Raw genomic sequence first — 14,731 nt, 5'->3', positions numbered from 1 at the left:
ACCACCAGGTGGCCCGGCAACGGCGCGCGGTGTCGGCCGGGCCCCGTCAGCGGAGGTCGCAGCACCATGTCCGACCATCTTTCCGGCACCCGCGCCGTGGCCGATCCGGCCATAGACCTGACCGACCTCTACGCCTTTCCCAGCCCCTCCCGGCCCGGTCGGCTCGTCCTCGTCCTCGATGTCTTTCCCAACGCCCGGCCCGGAGCCCTGTTCTCGGACGCCGCCAGTTATCGATTTCGCGTCCGCCCGGTGTCCGTGCCCCTGGGAAATTCCGGAGCCCTCTTCGATGTCGGCTCCGACGAATTCGCGCTCACGTGCACTTTTTCGGCTCCGGACGCACCGGATGAGGACGGGCGGTCGGAGCAGCGGGGAACATGCGTGCTGCCGAGCGGGGCATCGGTGTCGTTCCTGGTGAACGACGAGCAGGGCGGCGAGGGCGGCGATGTGCGCTGCTACGCGGGGCTGCGGCTGGATCCCTTCTTCATGGACGTGACCAAGGAGGTGGAGACGCGGGCGAGCGGGCGGCTCGCCTTTGTGTCGCAGGGCACCAACCTGCTGGAGGGCAACGACGTCCTGACCTTCGTGGCGGAACTCGATGCCGCCAGGGTGTTCGGGCCGGCCGCGGGCAGCGTCTTCGCCGTCGCGGCGGAGACCGTCACGCTCGGGCCGTATCCCGTGCGGCTGGAACGCCTGGGCCGTCCCGAGGTCAAGAACATCCTCATGTCGGAGAACGGGGTCGACAGCGCAAACAAGATCGTGGACCTGCGCGATCTCTACAACGAGGAAGACCCCTTCCGGCTGGGTCCGACCTACCTGGACGCCTATCGCTCACGGCTCAACGCCAACCTGGGCTTCTTCGACCGTCTCGACGGCAAGCTGGACTGGACGACACAGCCGGACGGGACACATCCGCTGACGGAACTGCTTCTCGCGGACTTCCTGGTAGTGGATGCTGCCAAGCCGTACGCCGAGGACAGCTTCTTCGAGATCGAGCGGGCCCTGCTGGAGGGCCGGGAGTACACGTCCTGCGGTGGCCGGTCGCTCAACGACGACGTCATCGACACGCTCTACACGCTGATCGTCAACGCGGGACACGGCCCGCACGTGAGCGACGGCGTCGACGGCACCGTTCCGGCGCTGCGCGACTTCCCGTACCTGGCACCGGCCAACCCGCACCCGCCCGAGCAGGCGACCACCATCCCGAAGGCTCCGGCGAACAGATGAGCGGCGTCACCGCAGCTTCTCCTGCCGGAGGCGACCTCGCGAGCGGGCCGCGCACGACGGCCGGTGTCATCGCCATGGGCAACCTGGACGCACGTATCGAAGGTCTGGCAGCGCGGGCGGTGCCGGGAGGGCTCACCGCCGGCGGCTGGGGTGAGCTGGTGGAGCTGACCGCCCTGCGTGGACACGTGGGGGGCCGCATCGACGAGGCCGAGCGCGCGGCAGCGCTGGCCGACGTGTTCGTGGACCGGGCGCCGGGCGATCCTCGCGCGCTCCTGGCGCGCGCCGGAGTGGCGGCCCATTTCCACCGGTTCGCGTCGGCGCTGGACGATCTGGAGGCAGCGGCCGTTCTGGGACTCGACCGGCGCACCGTCGACGGGGAGCGTGCAGCGGTCTGCCAGGCGGTCGGGAGGTACGGCGAGGCGCTCGCGCTGTGTCGACGGGCGTTGTCGAGACAGCGGGACTTCGGGACCCTCGCTGCCATGGCCCGCTGCCACGCCGAGAACGGCGGTGCAGTGCAAGAGGCAGATGAGGCAGCGGAGGCCGAGACGTGGTTCCTGGCGGCGAGACACGCGTATCGCGGGGTCAGTCCCTTTCCCCTGGCGATCCTCGAATTCCAGTGCGGGCGGATGTGGCTGGTGCGGGGCGATCCGGCCAGGGGGCGGACCTGGCTGGAGTCGGCCGTCGCCCGCCTGCCGTCCTATGCTCCGGCTCTGGGGCACCTCGCCGAGGCCGACGCCGTCGGGGGGAGGAGGGCCGCGGCGGTGGAGCGGCTGCGGCGACTGGTCCTCGTCAGCGACGACCCCGAGTACGCGACCGGGCTCGCCCGCCTCCTGGGCGGGTGCGGGGCGTCGGCGGAGGCCCGGTTCTGGCGAGCGCAGGCAGCCGCGCGCTACGAGGAGCTGATGGCGCGCCACCCCGAGGCGTACGTCGATCACGCGGCCGAGTTCTGGCTGACCGTAGGCGGCGATCCTCGGCGGGCACTTCGGCTGTCGCTCCAGAACCTCGCACATCGACCCACTCCACGTGCCCGGGCGCTCGTCGATCGCGCGAGATGCCGTGTCGGACAGCGCCAATAGTGCCTGTGGTTGGTACAAATCGCCCAACGCTCGACCGAGGGGACGAGATGGCGACGGTTGAAGGCCCACCACTGCAACTCGACGACATCCAAGGCATCGTGCTGCGTACCCGGCCGTCCCCGTACGTCGGCACCCACATCCTGCTGCGGGTGGACGACCCCGGTGCCGGCCGTGAGTTGATGGGACGCCTGGCCGGACTGGTCGATTCCGCCGCCAACTGGTGGCAGCCGCCCCTGCCGGCGCTTCTCAACGTCGCGGTGACGTACCGGGGGCTCGAAGCGCTCCAGGTGCCGCAGACCTCTCTGAACAGCTTCCCGGAGGAGTTCCGGCAGGGTATGGCGGCACGGGCCGAGTTCCTGGGAGACACCGGCGAGAGCGCGCCCGCGCACTGGGAGCCGCCCTTCGGCACCGGCCAGGTGCACATCGTGCTGTCCCTCATCGCTGCCGACCAGGAGTCCCTGGCGGTCGTACTCGAACGGGCGCGGCAGGCGCGCACGCAGCTTCCCGGCGTTCAGGTGGTGTACCGGCAAGATCTCTACCAACTGGCCTCGGGACGCACCAGCTTCGGCTACAAGGACGGCATCAGCAATCCCGCGGTGGAGGGCAGCGGAGCCGAGAACCCGCCCGGTGGCGGTCCCGTCCTCAAGGCGGGCGAGTTCGTGCTGGGCTATCCGGACGAGACGGGAAACCTGCCGCCGATGCCGGAGCCGGGCGTGCTGGGCCGCAACGGCACCTTCGTGGTCTGGCGGAAGCTGCACACGCGCGTGGCCGCCTTCCGGCGGTATCTCCATGACAACGCCAAAAGCTCGGAAGAGGAGTCTCTGCTCGCCGCGAAGATCGTGGGGCGCTGGCCGAGTGGTGCCCCTTTGATCCTCGCGCCCGAGTCGGATGATCCGGACCTGGGCGCGGACGAGCAGCGCAACAACGACTTCGACTACGCATCTGATCCGCGTGGAGCGGTCTGCCCGCACGGTGCCCACGCCAGGCGTGCCAATCCGCGTGACTCGGAGATCATCGGTGACGTCGACCTCCACCGGCTGATTCGGCGGAGCACCAGCTACGGGCCGCCGCTGCCCGTCGGCACCTTGGACGACGACGGCGCCGACCGCGGCATTGTGTTCATCGCCGTCAACGCGCACCTCAACCGCCAGTTCGAGTTCGTGAAGTCGCAATGGTTCAACGACGGCAACTTCACCGGACTGGACGTGGAGAAGGACCTGCTCACCGGTGACAACGACGGCTCGGGCATCTTCACGATCCCGCAGCACCCCGTCCGGCGTCGCCTGCACGGCGTCGAGCGCTTCGTCACCACGCGCGGCGGTGACTACTTCTTCCTGCCGAGCCTTAGCGCACTGCGCTGGATGGCCGACCTCGGCTCCTGAGCCGGCGTGAACTCAGGGGGACCTGGGGGGTCTGGTTGTGGACGCAGTCCTGCCCGGCCATGGACACGAACATCCAGGTGGGTCCGACGGGCAAGAAGCTCCTGCCTTTGACCGTGGTCAACAAGTAGCCGGTCGGGCCTCGTGCGCAGCAGGGAACGCAGGGGCCCTTCCGCTGCCGGGAGGCAGGGCGGCGTCATGGCGCGGGAGCTTGCGTAGCCGGTGGCGCGAGCGGCGCGCACGCGGTCCTCGGCGCGGGCGCGCTGTCGGTGCCGCAGCTCCGGTGCGGCGATGCCTCCGGCCATCCGGTGCGGGTGCCGGACGTCGCCCACGAGGTCATCATGGGACCGTGATGGAGCTATTCCCACCGATGCCGTTGACGCAGTGGCGGGACACCAAGGAGACCCTGCACCGCTTCGAACAGATCGTCGGCAAGATCCGCCTGGCGGCCAGCGCCCGGCGCAACCACTGGTGGAACGTCCCGTTCCATGTCACGGGGCGGGGCATCACCACGCGTCCGATGGGTCAGGTCGACGGGAATCCGATCTTCACGATCGACTTCGACTTCGTCGACCACCGGCTCATCGTCGCGACGCTGGACGGCGAAGAGCGGTCCTTCCCGCTTCCCGGCCAGTCCGTCGCGTCCTTCCACGACGCGACCCTGGACGCGCTGACCGCGCTGGGCGTCCGGGTGGACATCGCCATTCCCAGGCCCTTCGACCTGCCCGACGCCGGCCGGCCGTTCGCCCAGGACACCGAGCACGCGACCTACGATCCGCCGGCCGCCAACCGCTACTGGCGGGTCCTGAGCCAGGTGGCGTCCGTGCTGGAGGAGTTCGCGGCGGGCTACTCGGGAAAGAGCAGCCCGGTGCACCACTTCTGGCACACCTTCGACATCGCCCACAGCCGGTTCTCCGGGCGACAGATCGACCAGCCCCGGCAGGCCGACCCGGTCACCCGGGAGGCGTACTCCAGGGAAGTGATCAGCTTCGGCTTCTGGTTCGGCGACGACACCTTCACCGAGCCCGCCTTCTACTCGTATACCGCCCCCGAGCCCGCCGGCCTGGCCGGGGAGCCGCTCAGCCCCGCGTCCGCGCGGTGGGTCCCGCGCGGCGACAACCACCTCGCCGTGCTGCGCTACGACGCGGCCCGCGTCGAGACCGATCCCCGTGCCGCCGTCCTCGCGTTCTACGAAAGCGCCTACCGGGCCGGCGCCGGACGTGCCGAATGGGACATCGCGACGCTCGCGTGCCCCGGGGGCATCACGGACGCGATCCGGCGGATCTGACCCCGATCCGGAAAGTCCGACGGTCGAGCGCGGTCAGTAAAGGGTGTCCCGCCTGCTGCCCCTGACGGTCAAGAAAGCGGGTCCGGCGCCGGCTTCGACCGGCCACCCGCACTGAGCCGACGACAGCGACAGCCTGTTGAGCCCCCTCCCTGTACGGGCGGGGTGCCTTGTCCGGGGCTTCGGTTCACGTGTCCGTGGGGAGCACGCCGTCTCCCTGCGCGACGCGCAGGTGGATCGGGCCGCGCAGGATAGGGCTGCGGCGGTACGGCGGCGGGTCGGTGACCAGCCGGGGCCGGTCGAGCCGGCGTACCAGCTCGGTCAGCGCGATCTGGGTCTCCCGCCGGGCCATCGGGCCGCCGAAGCACAGGTGGATGCCGCTGCCGAAGCCCAGGTGCTGGTTGTCCCGGCGGTCGGGGTCGAAGCGGTCGGGCTCGTGGAAGCGGTCCGGGTCACGGCTGCCCGAGGCCAGCATGAGCATGATCTGCGAGCCCTTGGGGATGGCGGTGTCCGCGACGGTGATGTCGCTGTACGCCGCCCGCCACGGAATGATGTGCACGGGGGGCTCGTAGCGCAGCAGTTCCTCGACCAGCGGCACGACCAGGCCGGGGTCGTCGCGCAGCCGCTGGAACACTTCCGGGTGGCGCAGCAGGGTGAGCATGCCGTTGGTGATGAGGTTGACGGTGGTCTCGTGGCCGGCGATGAGCAGCAGGTTGGCGGTGGAGACGATCTCCTCGTCGGTCATCCGCCCGTCCGGACCGTCGTCGTTGGCCAGCCGTGCCAACAGGTCGTCTCCCGGCCGGCCGTGGCGTTGCTCCAGCAGGCCGCCGAGGTACTGGCGCAGGTCCTGCCGGGCCTGCAGACCCTTTTCCAGCTTCTCCTTCGGGTCGGTCTTCGGGTCGTAGGCGATCGCGTCGATGATGTCGTTCACCCACAGTCGGAACCGCGGTTCGTCCTCGCGTGGCACGCCGAGCAGGTGGCAGATCACCGTGACGGGGAACGGGTAGGCGAAGTCGTCGACGATGTCGATCTCTTCCTTGCCCGCGCAGTCGTCGATCAGGTCGCCGACGATGGCGGACAGGACGGGGTCCAGGCCGGCCACCAGCCCGGGGGTGTGCGGGGGGCCGAAGTGGCGCATCGCCATGCGCCGCAGACGATCGTGCTCGGGCGGGTCCATGTTGATGAACGCCGGCGTGGTGGATCCCTCGGCCGAGGGCATCGGGCGGGTCAGATTGCGGACGTCGGAACTCAGGTGCGGGTCGTGCAGCAGGTCCGCGATCTCGCGGTAGGTGCTGACGACGTAACTGCCGTCCTCCTGCCGGGCCACCGGGGTCCGGCGCAGTTCGGCGTACAGCGGGTACGGGTCGGCCCGGGAGGAGTAGTCGAGGATCCGGCGCAGCGTGTCGGGTGCCGCCTCGGTCGTGGTCATCTCGCTCTCCCTCCTACCGGTGGTGCTGCTGCGCGGCCGTGACCCGCCGTTCGCCCGGGTCGTGACCGGTGACGACCACGGTGGCGCCCTGGGCGAGCAGTTGGGGTCCGGGGAAGTCGACGGGCACGGGCTTCATGTCGAGGGGCTGATCGGGCGTGGGGCCCGGCGGCGGGAACGGAGCGGCCGTCTCGATCAGCCGCCGGTAGTGGTCGATCCATTTCGCGTTGTTGAAGGTGACGGCCGCGGTGACGCGGCCCCGGTAGCCGTACGCGGCGACGAAACGGCGGTCGGCGACCGACCCCTGGGCGACGACGACCTCGTCGGCGAAGGTCGGCACGCCGACGGACTTGATGTTGACGCCGAACTGGATCGACCAGAACACCGGCAGGGTCAGGTGGGGCCAGCGGTCCGCCTGGCCGCTGACCATGTTGTGCGCCGCGACCTCGGCCTGTTCCACGGCGTTGGCCCAGTGCTCCAGCGAGATCAGCCGGTACTCGTAGACCGGGTTCGGGCAGCGTGCCACGTCCCCGGCGGCGAAGATGTCGTCGGTGATCAGGCCGTCGAGGGTGAGGGCGCGGCAGCCCGTGTCGCAGGCGATGCCCCACACACCGGCCGCCAGTCCGGAGCCCCGCAGCCACTCGGTGTTGCGGATGCCTCCGAGTGCCACCACGGCCACGTCGGCGTCGACCGTGCTGCCGTCGTCGAAGTGGGCCCGGCGGAAATGCCCCTGCGCGTCGCCCTCGAGCCGGGTGACCTTGACTCCGCAGCGCAGATCGACGCCGTGGGCGCGCTGCATGTCCGCCGCGACCTCGCCGATCATGGCGCCGAGCGCCCCGACGAGGGGGGACGGCGCGAGCTCGGCGACGGTGACCGGGATGTCCCGCTCCCGGCAGATGGAGGCGATCTCGGAGCCGGTGAATCCGGCACCGATGACCAGCACGCGGTTGGGGCCGGCGGCGAGGGCCTGCCGCAGCGCCTCGGCGTGCTCCCGCGTACGCAGGACGAACACGCCGTCCAGGGCGGCCTCGCTCTCGACGAACCAGGGCCGGGCCCGCACGCCGGTGGAGATCAGTACCCGGTCGAAGGGGATCTCACGTCCGTCGGCGAGACACACGTGGTTGGCCGCCAGGTCCAGCCCGCTCGCGGGTACGCCCAGCAGCCACTCGGCGTCGACGTCACGGCGTCGGGGGAGCGTGGTGTTGCCGGCCGGGACCCACCCGGTCAGTACCTGCTTGGACAGGGGCGGGCGGTCGTAGGGCTCGCCCCGCTCGTCACCGATCATGGTCAGCGAGCCGGTGAAACCCTCGTCGCGCAGGGTCTCCGCGGCCCGCAGTCCCGCCAGTGACGCCCCGACGACCACGATGCGGCCGTCGCGCTTGAACGCTCGCAGGGTATCGGCGCTGGTCATGATGCCGACGCCTCCACCGGTACGTCCCGGACCTCGCGCCGTCCCTCCAGCTGGTCGACCAGAATCGCCTGGACCGGACAGGCCGCCGCGGCGCGCAGCACCTGTTCCCGGCGGGCGTCGTCGGGCTGCGGGTCGTACATCAGCGCTTCCTCGCCGTGCATCCGGAACGCCTCCGGAGCCAGGAACGCGCACTGCGCATACCCCTGGCACCGGGATAGATCAACGACAATTCTCATCCCGACCTCCACAGGGACTGCGAACTGCGGACCCTGGGAGCCGGTGCCACCGCGGCACGCACAGCGCGGGACGAACTCGATGAGGAGAGTGCGGCCGCCGGCCACCCCTGCGAACCGCGAGGGGGCGCACCGCGCTCGTCGGGTCTCCGCAGCAGGAATTGATCGTCGCGAACAGGGCGAAGGGCGCCTGCGAAACCGCCCTGAGCACCTGACCCTGCCGTGAGAAAAGCCTAGCTCCGGCGCATATCGCCCGCACACCGGGCGCAGTGTTCACTCCCGCGCCGCGTGCCCCTGCGGTCGGGGCGACGTCGTGTCGTTGATCCTCTGCCGACGGCCGGTGGGACGGCGGGTGGATCCGCGCGCCGGCCGGCGCGGTCACCGACCGTGTCAGGCGCCCCCCACGCCCAGGGCGGTCAGCAGGACCAGGACGAGGGTGGCCACGGCGAACAGGCCGTGGGCCAGGACGACAGGTACCGGGAAGTGCCGTTCGGCGGGGACGGTCGCCTCGGCCGCCCGACCCGCCGCGGCCGGTTGCGCCCCGGCGCCGGCGCGGTGGACGGGGAGCCAGCGGGCCAGCATCACGAAGCCCAGCAGGGCGACGGGCAGGAGCAGGCCGAACGACGTCCAGGCCAGGGCGGTCCGGTCGGCCACGAGATAGATGATCCATACGACCAGCCCCATCGCGGCCAGGGCGAAGTGCCCGAGGACGACCGGTGCGGGCAGGCGGCTGGTACCGGTCCGCTGCTGGCGGAGGCCGCCGCGCTGGATCCATGTGCCGAGCATGTAGAAGCCGCCCAGAGCGGTGACCACCCAGGTGATCAGTGCGGCGATGTCCATGGGGAACTCCCGGATGAGATCGGTGGCGGCGACGGCCGGTGGTCCGGCCCGGCCGCGGTGGCGGGAAGGGGCGGGGCCGGGTCAGACGGGGGTGCGGGTGTGGCTGCTCCCGGGGCCGCGGTGGGATGCGTATCCCTCGGCCTGGGTGGTCTCGTCGGCGACGCGGACTCCGTAGCGGTAGGCGAGCTTGCCGCCGAGGAACCCGGACGCACCCAGGGCCGCGACGCTGAGCGCGGACAGGACGAGCTGTCCGGTCGCGACGCTCCCACCGCCGGTGTGCTCGCCGTGGCGCCACAGGAAGTTGACGGCGTAGGCGGCGGTCACCAGCAGGTTGAGCGTCATGTGCACCAGGGCGGTGCGGAAGGCCGGGGTGCCGGCGGGGATCGCGAACAGGTCCAGGAATCCGGCCATGGCAGCCAGCAGGGCGCCGATCACGCCGACCGCGATCAGCCACTGCGAGGACTGGGTCAGGAAGCCCGGACGGTGCACGACGTGGGACGCGATGTCGAACACCAGGCTGGTCACCCAGGCTCCGATCGGCACGGTCACCAGCATCGGGTGGAACGGGTGGCCGTAGGGGCCGGCGAGCGGGGCGCTGACCGGGCGCTTCGCCTGAAGCTGTGGCTCAGGGGTCATCGCAACCTCCTTTATTTCACCAACAAAGCTTGGTCTTATTGCGGGAGGGAGTCAAGACCTACAGCCCACGACGAGTGAAGAACGCTTGTGCCCACGGCGATGGGAGTTACTGTGGTCGGGTGGCTTCCGATCCGAGCGCCCGGGCCGACGCGGCCGACAGCGCCATCGACTCCGTCAGCGTCCTGAGCGAGGACTCGCGGAGGCGCATGTTCGCCTTCATCCGGCGTGCCCGCCGCGCCGTCACCCGCGACGAGGCCGCCGCCAGCGTCGGTATCTCCCGCAAGCTCGCGGCCTTTCACCTCGACAAGCTCGTCGACGCCGGCCTGCTGCGGGCGCGGTACGGCACGCCCGGCGCGATCCGCAAGGTCGGCAGGCAGCCGAAGGTGTACGAGCCCACCGGCGCCCAGATCACCGTGAGCATCCCCGACCGCCGGCACGAACTCCTGGCGGATCTGCTGCTGGACGCCGTCCTGACCGAGGGCGCGGACGAGAGCGCCGCGCAGGCGGCGGTCCGGACCGCCGAGCGGCGCGGCCGGGAGCTGGGCGAGGCCGCGCGGGAGGAGACCCGGCCGGGCCGGCTGGGCCCCGAGCGTGGGCTGACCGCGTGCGAGCGCCTGCTGGACCAGTACGGCTACGAACCCGTCCGGGACACCCCCACGCTGTTGCGGCTGCGCAACTGCCCGTTCCACCCGCTGGCCGCGAAGGCCCCGGATCTGGTGTGCGGCATGAACCACGCCTTCCTCAAGGGCTGCCTCGACGGCCTTCAGATCGGTGGAGTCGAGGCCGTCCTGGCACCCGAGCCCGGGGAGTGCTGCGTGCGACTCGGCCCCGGCGGCCACGACGGCGACGGCCGGCCGGTCCGGGACCACTGAGGCGAGGCGGGGCCGCCCGCCCGTCCGTCCCCGGGCCGCCGCCCGGATGCCCGATTGCCGCTCCCGGCGCAAGGATCGTGTGGGGGAGCGTGCTCCGCCGCCCGCGCGGAGCCCACCCGTCACCGGTTGCTCGGTATCCGTCCGAGCTGGGGGAAGACGCCCGTTCCGGCGTTCCGACCGGAGTATTGCCATGTTGACCAAGCGCATACTGAACCGCCCTGAACGTTCCGCGGAAACGGTGGCGCGTCCCGTCACCGCCGCCGATGCCGGCCTGCTGCTCATCAGGCTGGCCTTCGGCCTGCTGATGGCCGCCCACGGGGCCCAGAAACTCTTCGGGCTCTTCGGGGGCCCGGGCCTCACCGCGACCGGCAAGGGCTTCGCGGGCCTGGGCTATCGCCCGGGAAGGCTCTACGCCGTGATCGGAGGTCTGTCCGAGTTCCTCGGCGGCCTGGGTCTGGCTCTCGGACTGCTGACGCCGCTGGCCGCCGCCGCCCTGATCGGTGTCATGATCAACGCGATGGCCACGGTCACCGGCGCTCATGGCCTGTGGGAAGCGGACGGCGGTGTGGAATACAGCGTCTGCATCGCGGTCGTCGCCCTGGCCGTGGCCGCCATCGGTCCTGGCCGGCTGGCCGTCGACCGCCTCTTCGTCTGGGGAGGAGGCGGCTGGAAGGAGGCGGCCTTCGCCCTCGGCCTGGGCGGCCTCGGCGCCGCGATCACGCTGAGCCTGTGAACCCGCACCGGCCTTCGCCCCCGGCGCGGCGCAACGCCCGGGTCACCGGACCTGGACCGGTCGCGCACCGTGGCGGTGAACTCCGCATGATCGCTTCGCCGTTCGACGCGTCACACGTCCCGCTGAAATGACGGCGACACGGCGGCCGCCGCTCGCGCACGGCGCCCCCTTCACCAAGCTGGTGTCTTCTGCGAAGGAGACGCCACCGTGCGAATTTCTGACATCCAGCGCTGCGAGGTCCGGCCCGGACGACTCGTCGAATGGACGTTCAGCCCTGCGACCGTCCAGGCCGCGGCAGTGCTGCCGCCCGACCCGCGGCCGCCGGCGTACATCCAGGAGTCGCACATCAGGACGGCCCGTTCGGTGCGGGAGGACGGACTGTTCGTACCGACCTGGCTGGGTACCGCCTTCGATCTGCCGGGGCCGGCCGATCTCGACGCGCTGGAACGGGCCTTGCGCGGCTGGACGTTGCGTCACGAGACGCTGCGCAGCGGTTTCCGGTGGGCCGAGGAGGAGATGCACCGGTTCACCCTCGACGAGGTCGACGTGTCCCTGCACCGGGAGGTGGTCGGCGACTTCGCCGACACCAATGCCCTGATCCGGTACCTGCAGGACCGATTCGACGTGGCGGCGGACGCGCTCGGCTGGCCGAACCTCATCTACACGGCGGTCGTCCGCGAGGACTCCACCAGCGTGTACATGGCCTTCGACCACACCAACGTCGACGCCTACTCGCTCCAGCGCATCCCCGACGAGATCCGGGAGTTGTACTCCACGGACGTCACGGGGCGGCCCGCGGCCGGCCCGCCCCCCGGCAGTTACGTCGACTTCTGCGAGCAGGAGCGGACGAGTGCGGACGGGATCGACGACACGCACGCGATCGTCGACCGCTGGCGGGAGTTCATCGGCCGGTGCGACGGGAGGCTCCCGGAGTTCCCCGTCGACCTCGGGCTGCGGCCCGGTGACGCGCTGCCGACGCAGAAGCTGGTGTGCGAGCCGCTCGTCGACGCGGACGCCGCCGCCGCGTTCGAGGCGTACTGCAGGCCCTACGGCGGCAGCCTGGTGGGCGTTCTGGCCGCGACGAGCCTGATCGTCCACGAGCTGGGCGGGCAGCCGGTATACCGCACGGTCGTGCCGTTCCACACCCGGCTGAAGTCCGCGTGGTCGGACTCCGTCGGCTGGTACGTCGGCGGCGCCCCGATCGAGGTGCCCGCGGCGCGGGACTTCGACGGCGCGCTCGCCACGGTCCGCGCGGAGCTGAAGGCCAACCGGTCGCTGGCACGCATCCCGCTGGCCCGCGTACTGCGCCTGCTGGGCGCGGACTTCCGCCCGACCTCGCCCGACATGTACTCGATCATCTCGTTCGTGGACGCCCGTCTCACTCCCGGATCGGACCGCTGGGCCGAGCAGAACGCGTACGGGCTGATCCGGGTGTCGTACGGCGACCAGGTGTGCGCCTGGGTCAACCGGCTGCACGAGGGACTGTGGTTCGCCTGTCGCTACCCGGACACCGAGGTCGCCTACAAGAACGTACGGCTGTACGTCGAGGCGTTGCGGGACCTGATCCTCTCCGTGCCCGCCCATGGTCGCCTGCGGGTCGCGGAGCCGGCCTTCCTCTGACGAACTTCCGCCGATCGCACCCGAGTTCGGCAACCGGGCGCCGTATGCGGTCAATTGACGTCCCCGCGGTGACCCCTGGGGGGCCATCCGTTCCCGGCGGGACCAGCGATGTGGAATGTCCCGTATCGCTACTGCTAGTGTCTGGCCAGTCACGCTAGGCAATCAATTTCGTTGTTCAGGCAAAGGACCGAGGGTTCCATGCGCAAGTTCCAGCAGGTCGTGATCGCAGCACTGGCGGCCGGTGGCCTGTCCGCCGTCGGCGTCGGCACGGCGGTCGCCGACACCCCCGACAACGGGCCGAAGGTGTCCGACTCCTACCGCCCCTACCAGGAGTGCAGCCCGCAGACGGTGGCCGAGAGCAGCATCCCGGTCGGTGTGCTCGGGATCGCCGGCACCCTGGACACCACCTGCGGCCAGTACAACACCGCGTTGCACAACAACGCGTTCCACGGCTGAGTCCGGCCCGGTGCGGCCGGTTCCCGGGCGCCCCCCGCAGAGAAAGACGCAACACATGTTCAGCAGGATGAAGATCGCGGCTGTCTCGGGGCTCGTCGGCGGCCTCGCCGTGGCCTGCGCCGGCGTCGCTCCGGCGTTCGCCGCAGGGGGTCCGGCGCCCTGTGCGCCCGACCTCCAGGGCAACATCAGCTGTTCGCAGCGGATCACGGGCGTGGTGCCCGAGGGGGGCGTCATCCCCCATCAGGAGACCTGCTCGCCGGTGCAGCCCGTGAGCCTGCCCGCCGCCGTCGGCGCCGGGGTCACCCGGCTCGGGCCCGAGATCACCTGTGCCCCCACGACGACGGGGGAGCCCGACGAGGCTGACGGTGACAAGGGGTTGTTCGGTCTGGCGCCCTGAGGGCCGGTGGGCCGCCGCTGAAGTTGCGGACGCGACATGGGGAGTGTAGATCCTCGTCAACTACGCGGTGTGTGTATATCCTCACGGTACGTAGTCGATCCGGGCGTTCCGTCCGGGTAAGAAAGGGTCTATCCATGCGTAAGTTTCAGCGCGCTGCAATCGTGATGGCGGCGATGGCCGGACTGTCCGTCCTCGGGACCGGGGCCAGCTTCGCCGGCGAGAACGACGCGCCCCCGTCGATCAGCGCTGTGGCCAACTCCTCGGCCAACGCCGTCGCCGTCGGCGGTGGCTACTACGTCACGCCGCAGGGTCAGCCGGAGGAGCAGTCTCAGGCCCAGCCGCAGGAGGAGCAGTCGCAGGGTGAGCCGCAGGAGGAGCAGAAGAGCTCCGAGCCCGAGCAGGGCTACGGCGAGCACGGCGAGCACGGCGAGCACGGCGAGGACAAGTAACGACGTACTCCGTCCAGCGGTGTCCCGGTGACACCGCGAAGACAGCCCGGGCGCGCGCCGGCCGTAACGGCACGCGCCCGGGCTACGGGCGTCCCGCCAACGGGTGCGCCGGACGGCAAGTCCGGCCTTCGAAGGCACGGTTCAGGGATATCGGCCCGGGCGCACGCCGGTCACCGGCGCAGGCGTCCGGGCCTGTCGTTTTGAGAGAGGGAAAGCAACGCATGTTCACCGCACAGAAGATGGCCACCGTCTCGGGGCTCGTGGGAAGTCTCGCCGCGCTCTGCCTCGGCGCCGGCCAGGCGCACGCCTCCGGGCTCCCCGGCGGCTGCCAGAGCACCGCACAGGGCGGCACCGTGTGCGTCCAGAAGAACGATTCCCGTGTCGACAAGGACGGCACGCACATCATCCAGCAGAAGCAGGACTGCTCGCCGGCCGACCGTCCGCACGTGATGTTCTCGGAGGGCGCGGTCACGGGCGAGGAGTCCGCGAGCACCGGGCAGGTCGTGGACTGCTCCAACACGGCGCAGCTGCCCAAGGGCTTCAAGAAGCCGCACGTCGACTTCTGAACGCCGTAGGCACGGACGGTCCGCCGGGGAAACGGCGAGTCCCGGTGCCCCGACCGCGGGTCGGGGACCGACGACACGTGATGCGGCGCGACCTTCCGCATCGTCTCCATGCCGTGCTCCGTCAGTAC

At 70.8% G+C, this 14,731-nt stretch carries 16 protein-coding genes; 11 read left to right on the top strand and 5 right to left on the bottom strand.

Annotated elements, in window-relative coordinates; translation table 11 throughout:
- The first annotated feature begins 66 nt into the window (after positions 1-66).
- From AB0924_RS04815 to AB0924_RS04800, 4 genes are all read left to right on the top strand, one after another.
- Positions 67-1,224: a DUF4331 family protein gene (locus AB0924_RS04815; RefSeq protein WP_366910656.1), complete on the top strand. Its 1,158-nt coding sequence runs from the start codon at positions 67-69 to the stop codon at positions 1,222-1,224.
- Complete coding sequence (locus tag AB0924_RS04810) at positions 1,221-2,300, top strand: hypothetical protein (protein ID WP_358931340.1); 1,080 nt, start codon at positions 1,221-1,223, stop codon at positions 2,298-2,300. The genes AB0924_RS04815 and AB0924_RS04810 overlap by 4 nt, the downstream gene beginning before the upstream one ends.
- A gap of 47 nt (positions 2,301-2,347) precedes the next feature.
- On the top strand, positions 2,348-3,682 hold the full coding sequence (locus tag AB0924_RS04805; protein WP_358931338.1) for a Dyp-type peroxidase: 1,335 nt from the start codon (positions 2,348-2,350) through the stop codon (positions 3,680-3,682).
- A 349-nt stretch (positions 3,683-4,031) separates the two neighbouring features.
- Positions 4,032-4,967 (top strand): DUF5996 family protein, encoded by a 936-nt coding sequence (locus tag AB0924_RS04800; protein ID WP_366910832.1) that lies wholly within the window; start codon positions 4,032-4,034, stop codon positions 4,965-4,967.
- Positions 4,968-5,151: 184 nt separating this feature from the next.
- Here the strand turns inward: AB0924_RS04800 and AB0924_RS04795 are convergent, their stop codons facing one another.
- The 5 genes from AB0924_RS04795 to AB0924_RS04775 form a co-directional block, all read right to left on the bottom strand.
- Positions 5,152-6,393: a cytochrome P450 gene (locus AB0924_RS04795; RefSeq protein ID WP_366910655.1), complete on the bottom strand. Its 1,242-nt coding sequence runs from the start codon at positions 6,391-6,393 to the stop codon at positions 5,152-5,154.
- A 13-nt stretch (positions 6,394-6,406) separates the two neighbouring features.
- A complete protein-coding gene (locus AB0924_RS04790) occupies positions 6,407-7,801 on the bottom strand; it encodes an FAD/NAD(P)-binding oxidoreductase (RefSeq protein ID WP_366910654.1) in 1,395 nt (464 codons plus the stop codon).
- Positions 7,798-8,037 carry a ferredoxin gene (locus tag AB0924_RS04785; RefSeq protein ID WP_366910652.1) on the bottom strand — a complete coding sequence of 80 codons (240 nt, stop codon included), beginning with the start codon at positions 8,035-8,037 and terminating at the stop codon, positions 7,798-7,800. Before AB0924_RS04785 ends, AB0924_RS04790 begins: the two co-directional genes overlap by 4 nt.
- A 387-nt stretch (positions 8,038-8,424) precedes the next feature.
- Positions 8,425-8,874 carry a hypothetical protein gene (locus tag AB0924_RS04780; RefSeq protein WP_366910651.1) on the bottom strand — a complete coding sequence of 150 codons (450 nt, stop codon included), beginning with the start codon at positions 8,872-8,874 and terminating at the stop codon, positions 8,425-8,427.
- A gap of 81 nt (positions 8,875-8,955) precedes the next feature.
- A complete protein-coding gene (locus AB0924_RS04775; RefSeq protein ID WP_366910650.1) occupies positions 8,956-9,510 on the bottom strand; it encodes a DUF2231 domain-containing protein in 555 nt (184 codons plus the stop codon).
- A gap of 119 nt (positions 9,511-9,629) precedes the next feature.
- Between AB0924_RS04775 and AB0924_RS04770 the strand changes: the two genes are divergently transcribed.
- The 7 genes from AB0924_RS04770 to AB0924_RS04740 all read left to right on the top strand — a co-directional run bounded on the left by AB0924_RS04770 (position 9,630) and on the right by AB0924_RS04740 (position 14,603).
- Positions 9,630-10,382: a helix-turn-helix domain-containing protein gene (locus AB0924_RS04770; protein WP_366910649.1), complete on the top strand. Its 753-nt coding sequence runs from the start codon at positions 9,630-9,632 to the stop codon at positions 10,380-10,382.
- Positions 10,383-10,572: 190 nt separating this feature from the next.
- The gene (locus AB0924_RS04765) at positions 10,573-11,115 is read left to right on the top strand and encodes a DoxX family protein (RefSeq protein WP_366910648.1); all 543 of its coding nucleotides are present in this window, start codon (positions 10,573-10,575) and stop codon (positions 11,113-11,115) included.
- 207 nt (positions 11,116-11,322) lie between these two features.
- Positions 11,323-12,735, top strand: a complete 1,413-nt coding sequence (locus tag AB0924_RS04760) for a condensation domain-containing protein (protein WP_366910647.1) — start codon at positions 11,323-11,325, stop codon at positions 12,733-12,735.
- Positions 12,736-12,933: 198 nt separating this feature from the next.
- On the top strand, positions 12,934-13,191 hold the full coding sequence (locus tag AB0924_RS04755; RefSeq protein ID WP_358931317.1) for a hypothetical protein: 258 nt from the start codon (positions 12,934-12,936) through the stop codon (positions 13,189-13,191).
- Between the two features lie 67 nt (positions 13,192-13,258).
- The gene (locus AB0924_RS04750; RefSeq protein ID WP_366910646.1) at positions 13,259-13,588 is read left to right on the top strand and encodes a hypothetical protein; all 330 of its coding nucleotides are present in this window, start codon (positions 13,259-13,261) and stop codon (positions 13,586-13,588) included.
- A 134-nt stretch (positions 13,589-13,722) separates the two neighbouring features.
- Entirely contained in the window at positions 13,723-14,037 is a 315-nt protein-coding gene (locus tag AB0924_RS04745) for a hypothetical protein (RefSeq protein WP_366910645.1), read from the top strand.
- Between the two features lie 221 nt (positions 14,038-14,258).
- Positions 14,259-14,603, top strand: coding sequence for a hypothetical protein (locus AB0924_RS04740; protein WP_358931634.1), 345 nt, complete (start codon positions 14,259-14,261; stop codon positions 14,601-14,603).
- Positions 14,604-14,731: the final 128 nt, after the last annotated feature.

Source organism: Streptomyces sp. NPDC047869, assembly GCF_040704065.1.
Lineage (GTDB): Bacteria > Actinomycetota > Actinomycetes > Streptomycetales > Streptomycetaceae > Streptomyces.
This window is presented reverse-complemented; position numbering and strand designations above follow the sequence as displayed.

Coding starts and splice junctions, on each gene's coding strand:
- AB0924_RS04815 (WP_366910656.1), top strand. CDS start 67: ATGTCCGACCATCTTTCCGGCACCCGCGCCGTGGCCGATCCGGCCATA.
- AB0924_RS04810 (WP_358931340.1), top strand. CDS start 1,221: ATGAGCGGCGTCACCGCAGCTTCTCCTGCCGGAGGCGACCTCGCGAGC.
- AB0924_RS04805 (WP_358931338.1), top strand. CDS start 2,348: ATGGCGACGGTTGAAGGCCCACCACTGCAACTCGACGACATCCAAGGC.
- AB0924_RS04800 (WP_366910832.1), top strand. CDS start 4,032: ATGGAGCTATTCCCACCGATGCCGTTGACGCAGTGGCGGGACACCAAG.
- AB0924_RS04795 (WP_366910655.1), bottom strand. CDS start 6,393: ATGACCACGACCGAGGCGGCACCCGACACGCTGCGCCGGATCCTCGAC.
- AB0924_RS04790 (WP_366910654.1), bottom strand. CDS start 7,801: ATGACCAGCGCCGATACCCTGCGAGCGTTCAAGCGCGACGGCCGCATC.
- AB0924_RS04785 (WP_366910652.1), bottom strand. CDS start 8,037: ATGAGAATTGTCGTTGATCTATCCCGGTGCCAGGGGTATGCGCAGTGC.
- AB0924_RS04780 (WP_366910651.1), bottom strand. CDS start 8,874: ATGGACATCGCCGCACTGATCACCTGGGTGGTCACCGCTCTGGGCGGC.
- AB0924_RS04775 (WP_366910650.1), bottom strand. CDS start 9,510: ATGACCCCTGAGCCACAGCTTCAGGCGAAGCGCCCGGTCAGCGCCCCG.
- AB0924_RS04765 (WP_366910648.1), top strand. CDS start 10,573: ATGTTGACCAAGCGCATACTGAACCGCCCTGAACGTTCCGCGGAAACG.
- AB0924_RS04755 (WP_358931317.1), top strand. CDS start 12,934: ATGCGCAAGTTCCAGCAGGTCGTGATCGCAGCACTGGCGGCCGGTGGC.
- AB0924_RS04750 (WP_366910646.1), top strand. CDS start 13,259: ATGAAGATCGCGGCTGTCTCGGGGCTCGTCGGCGGCCTCGCCGTGGCC.
- AB0924_RS04745 (WP_366910645.1), top strand. CDS start 13,723: ATGCGTAAGTTTCAGCGCGCTGCAATCGTGATGGCGGCGATGGCCGGA.
- AB0924_RS04740 (WP_358931634.1), top strand. CDS start 14,259: ATGTTCACCGCACAGAAGATGGCCACCGTCTCGGGGCTCGTGGGAAGT.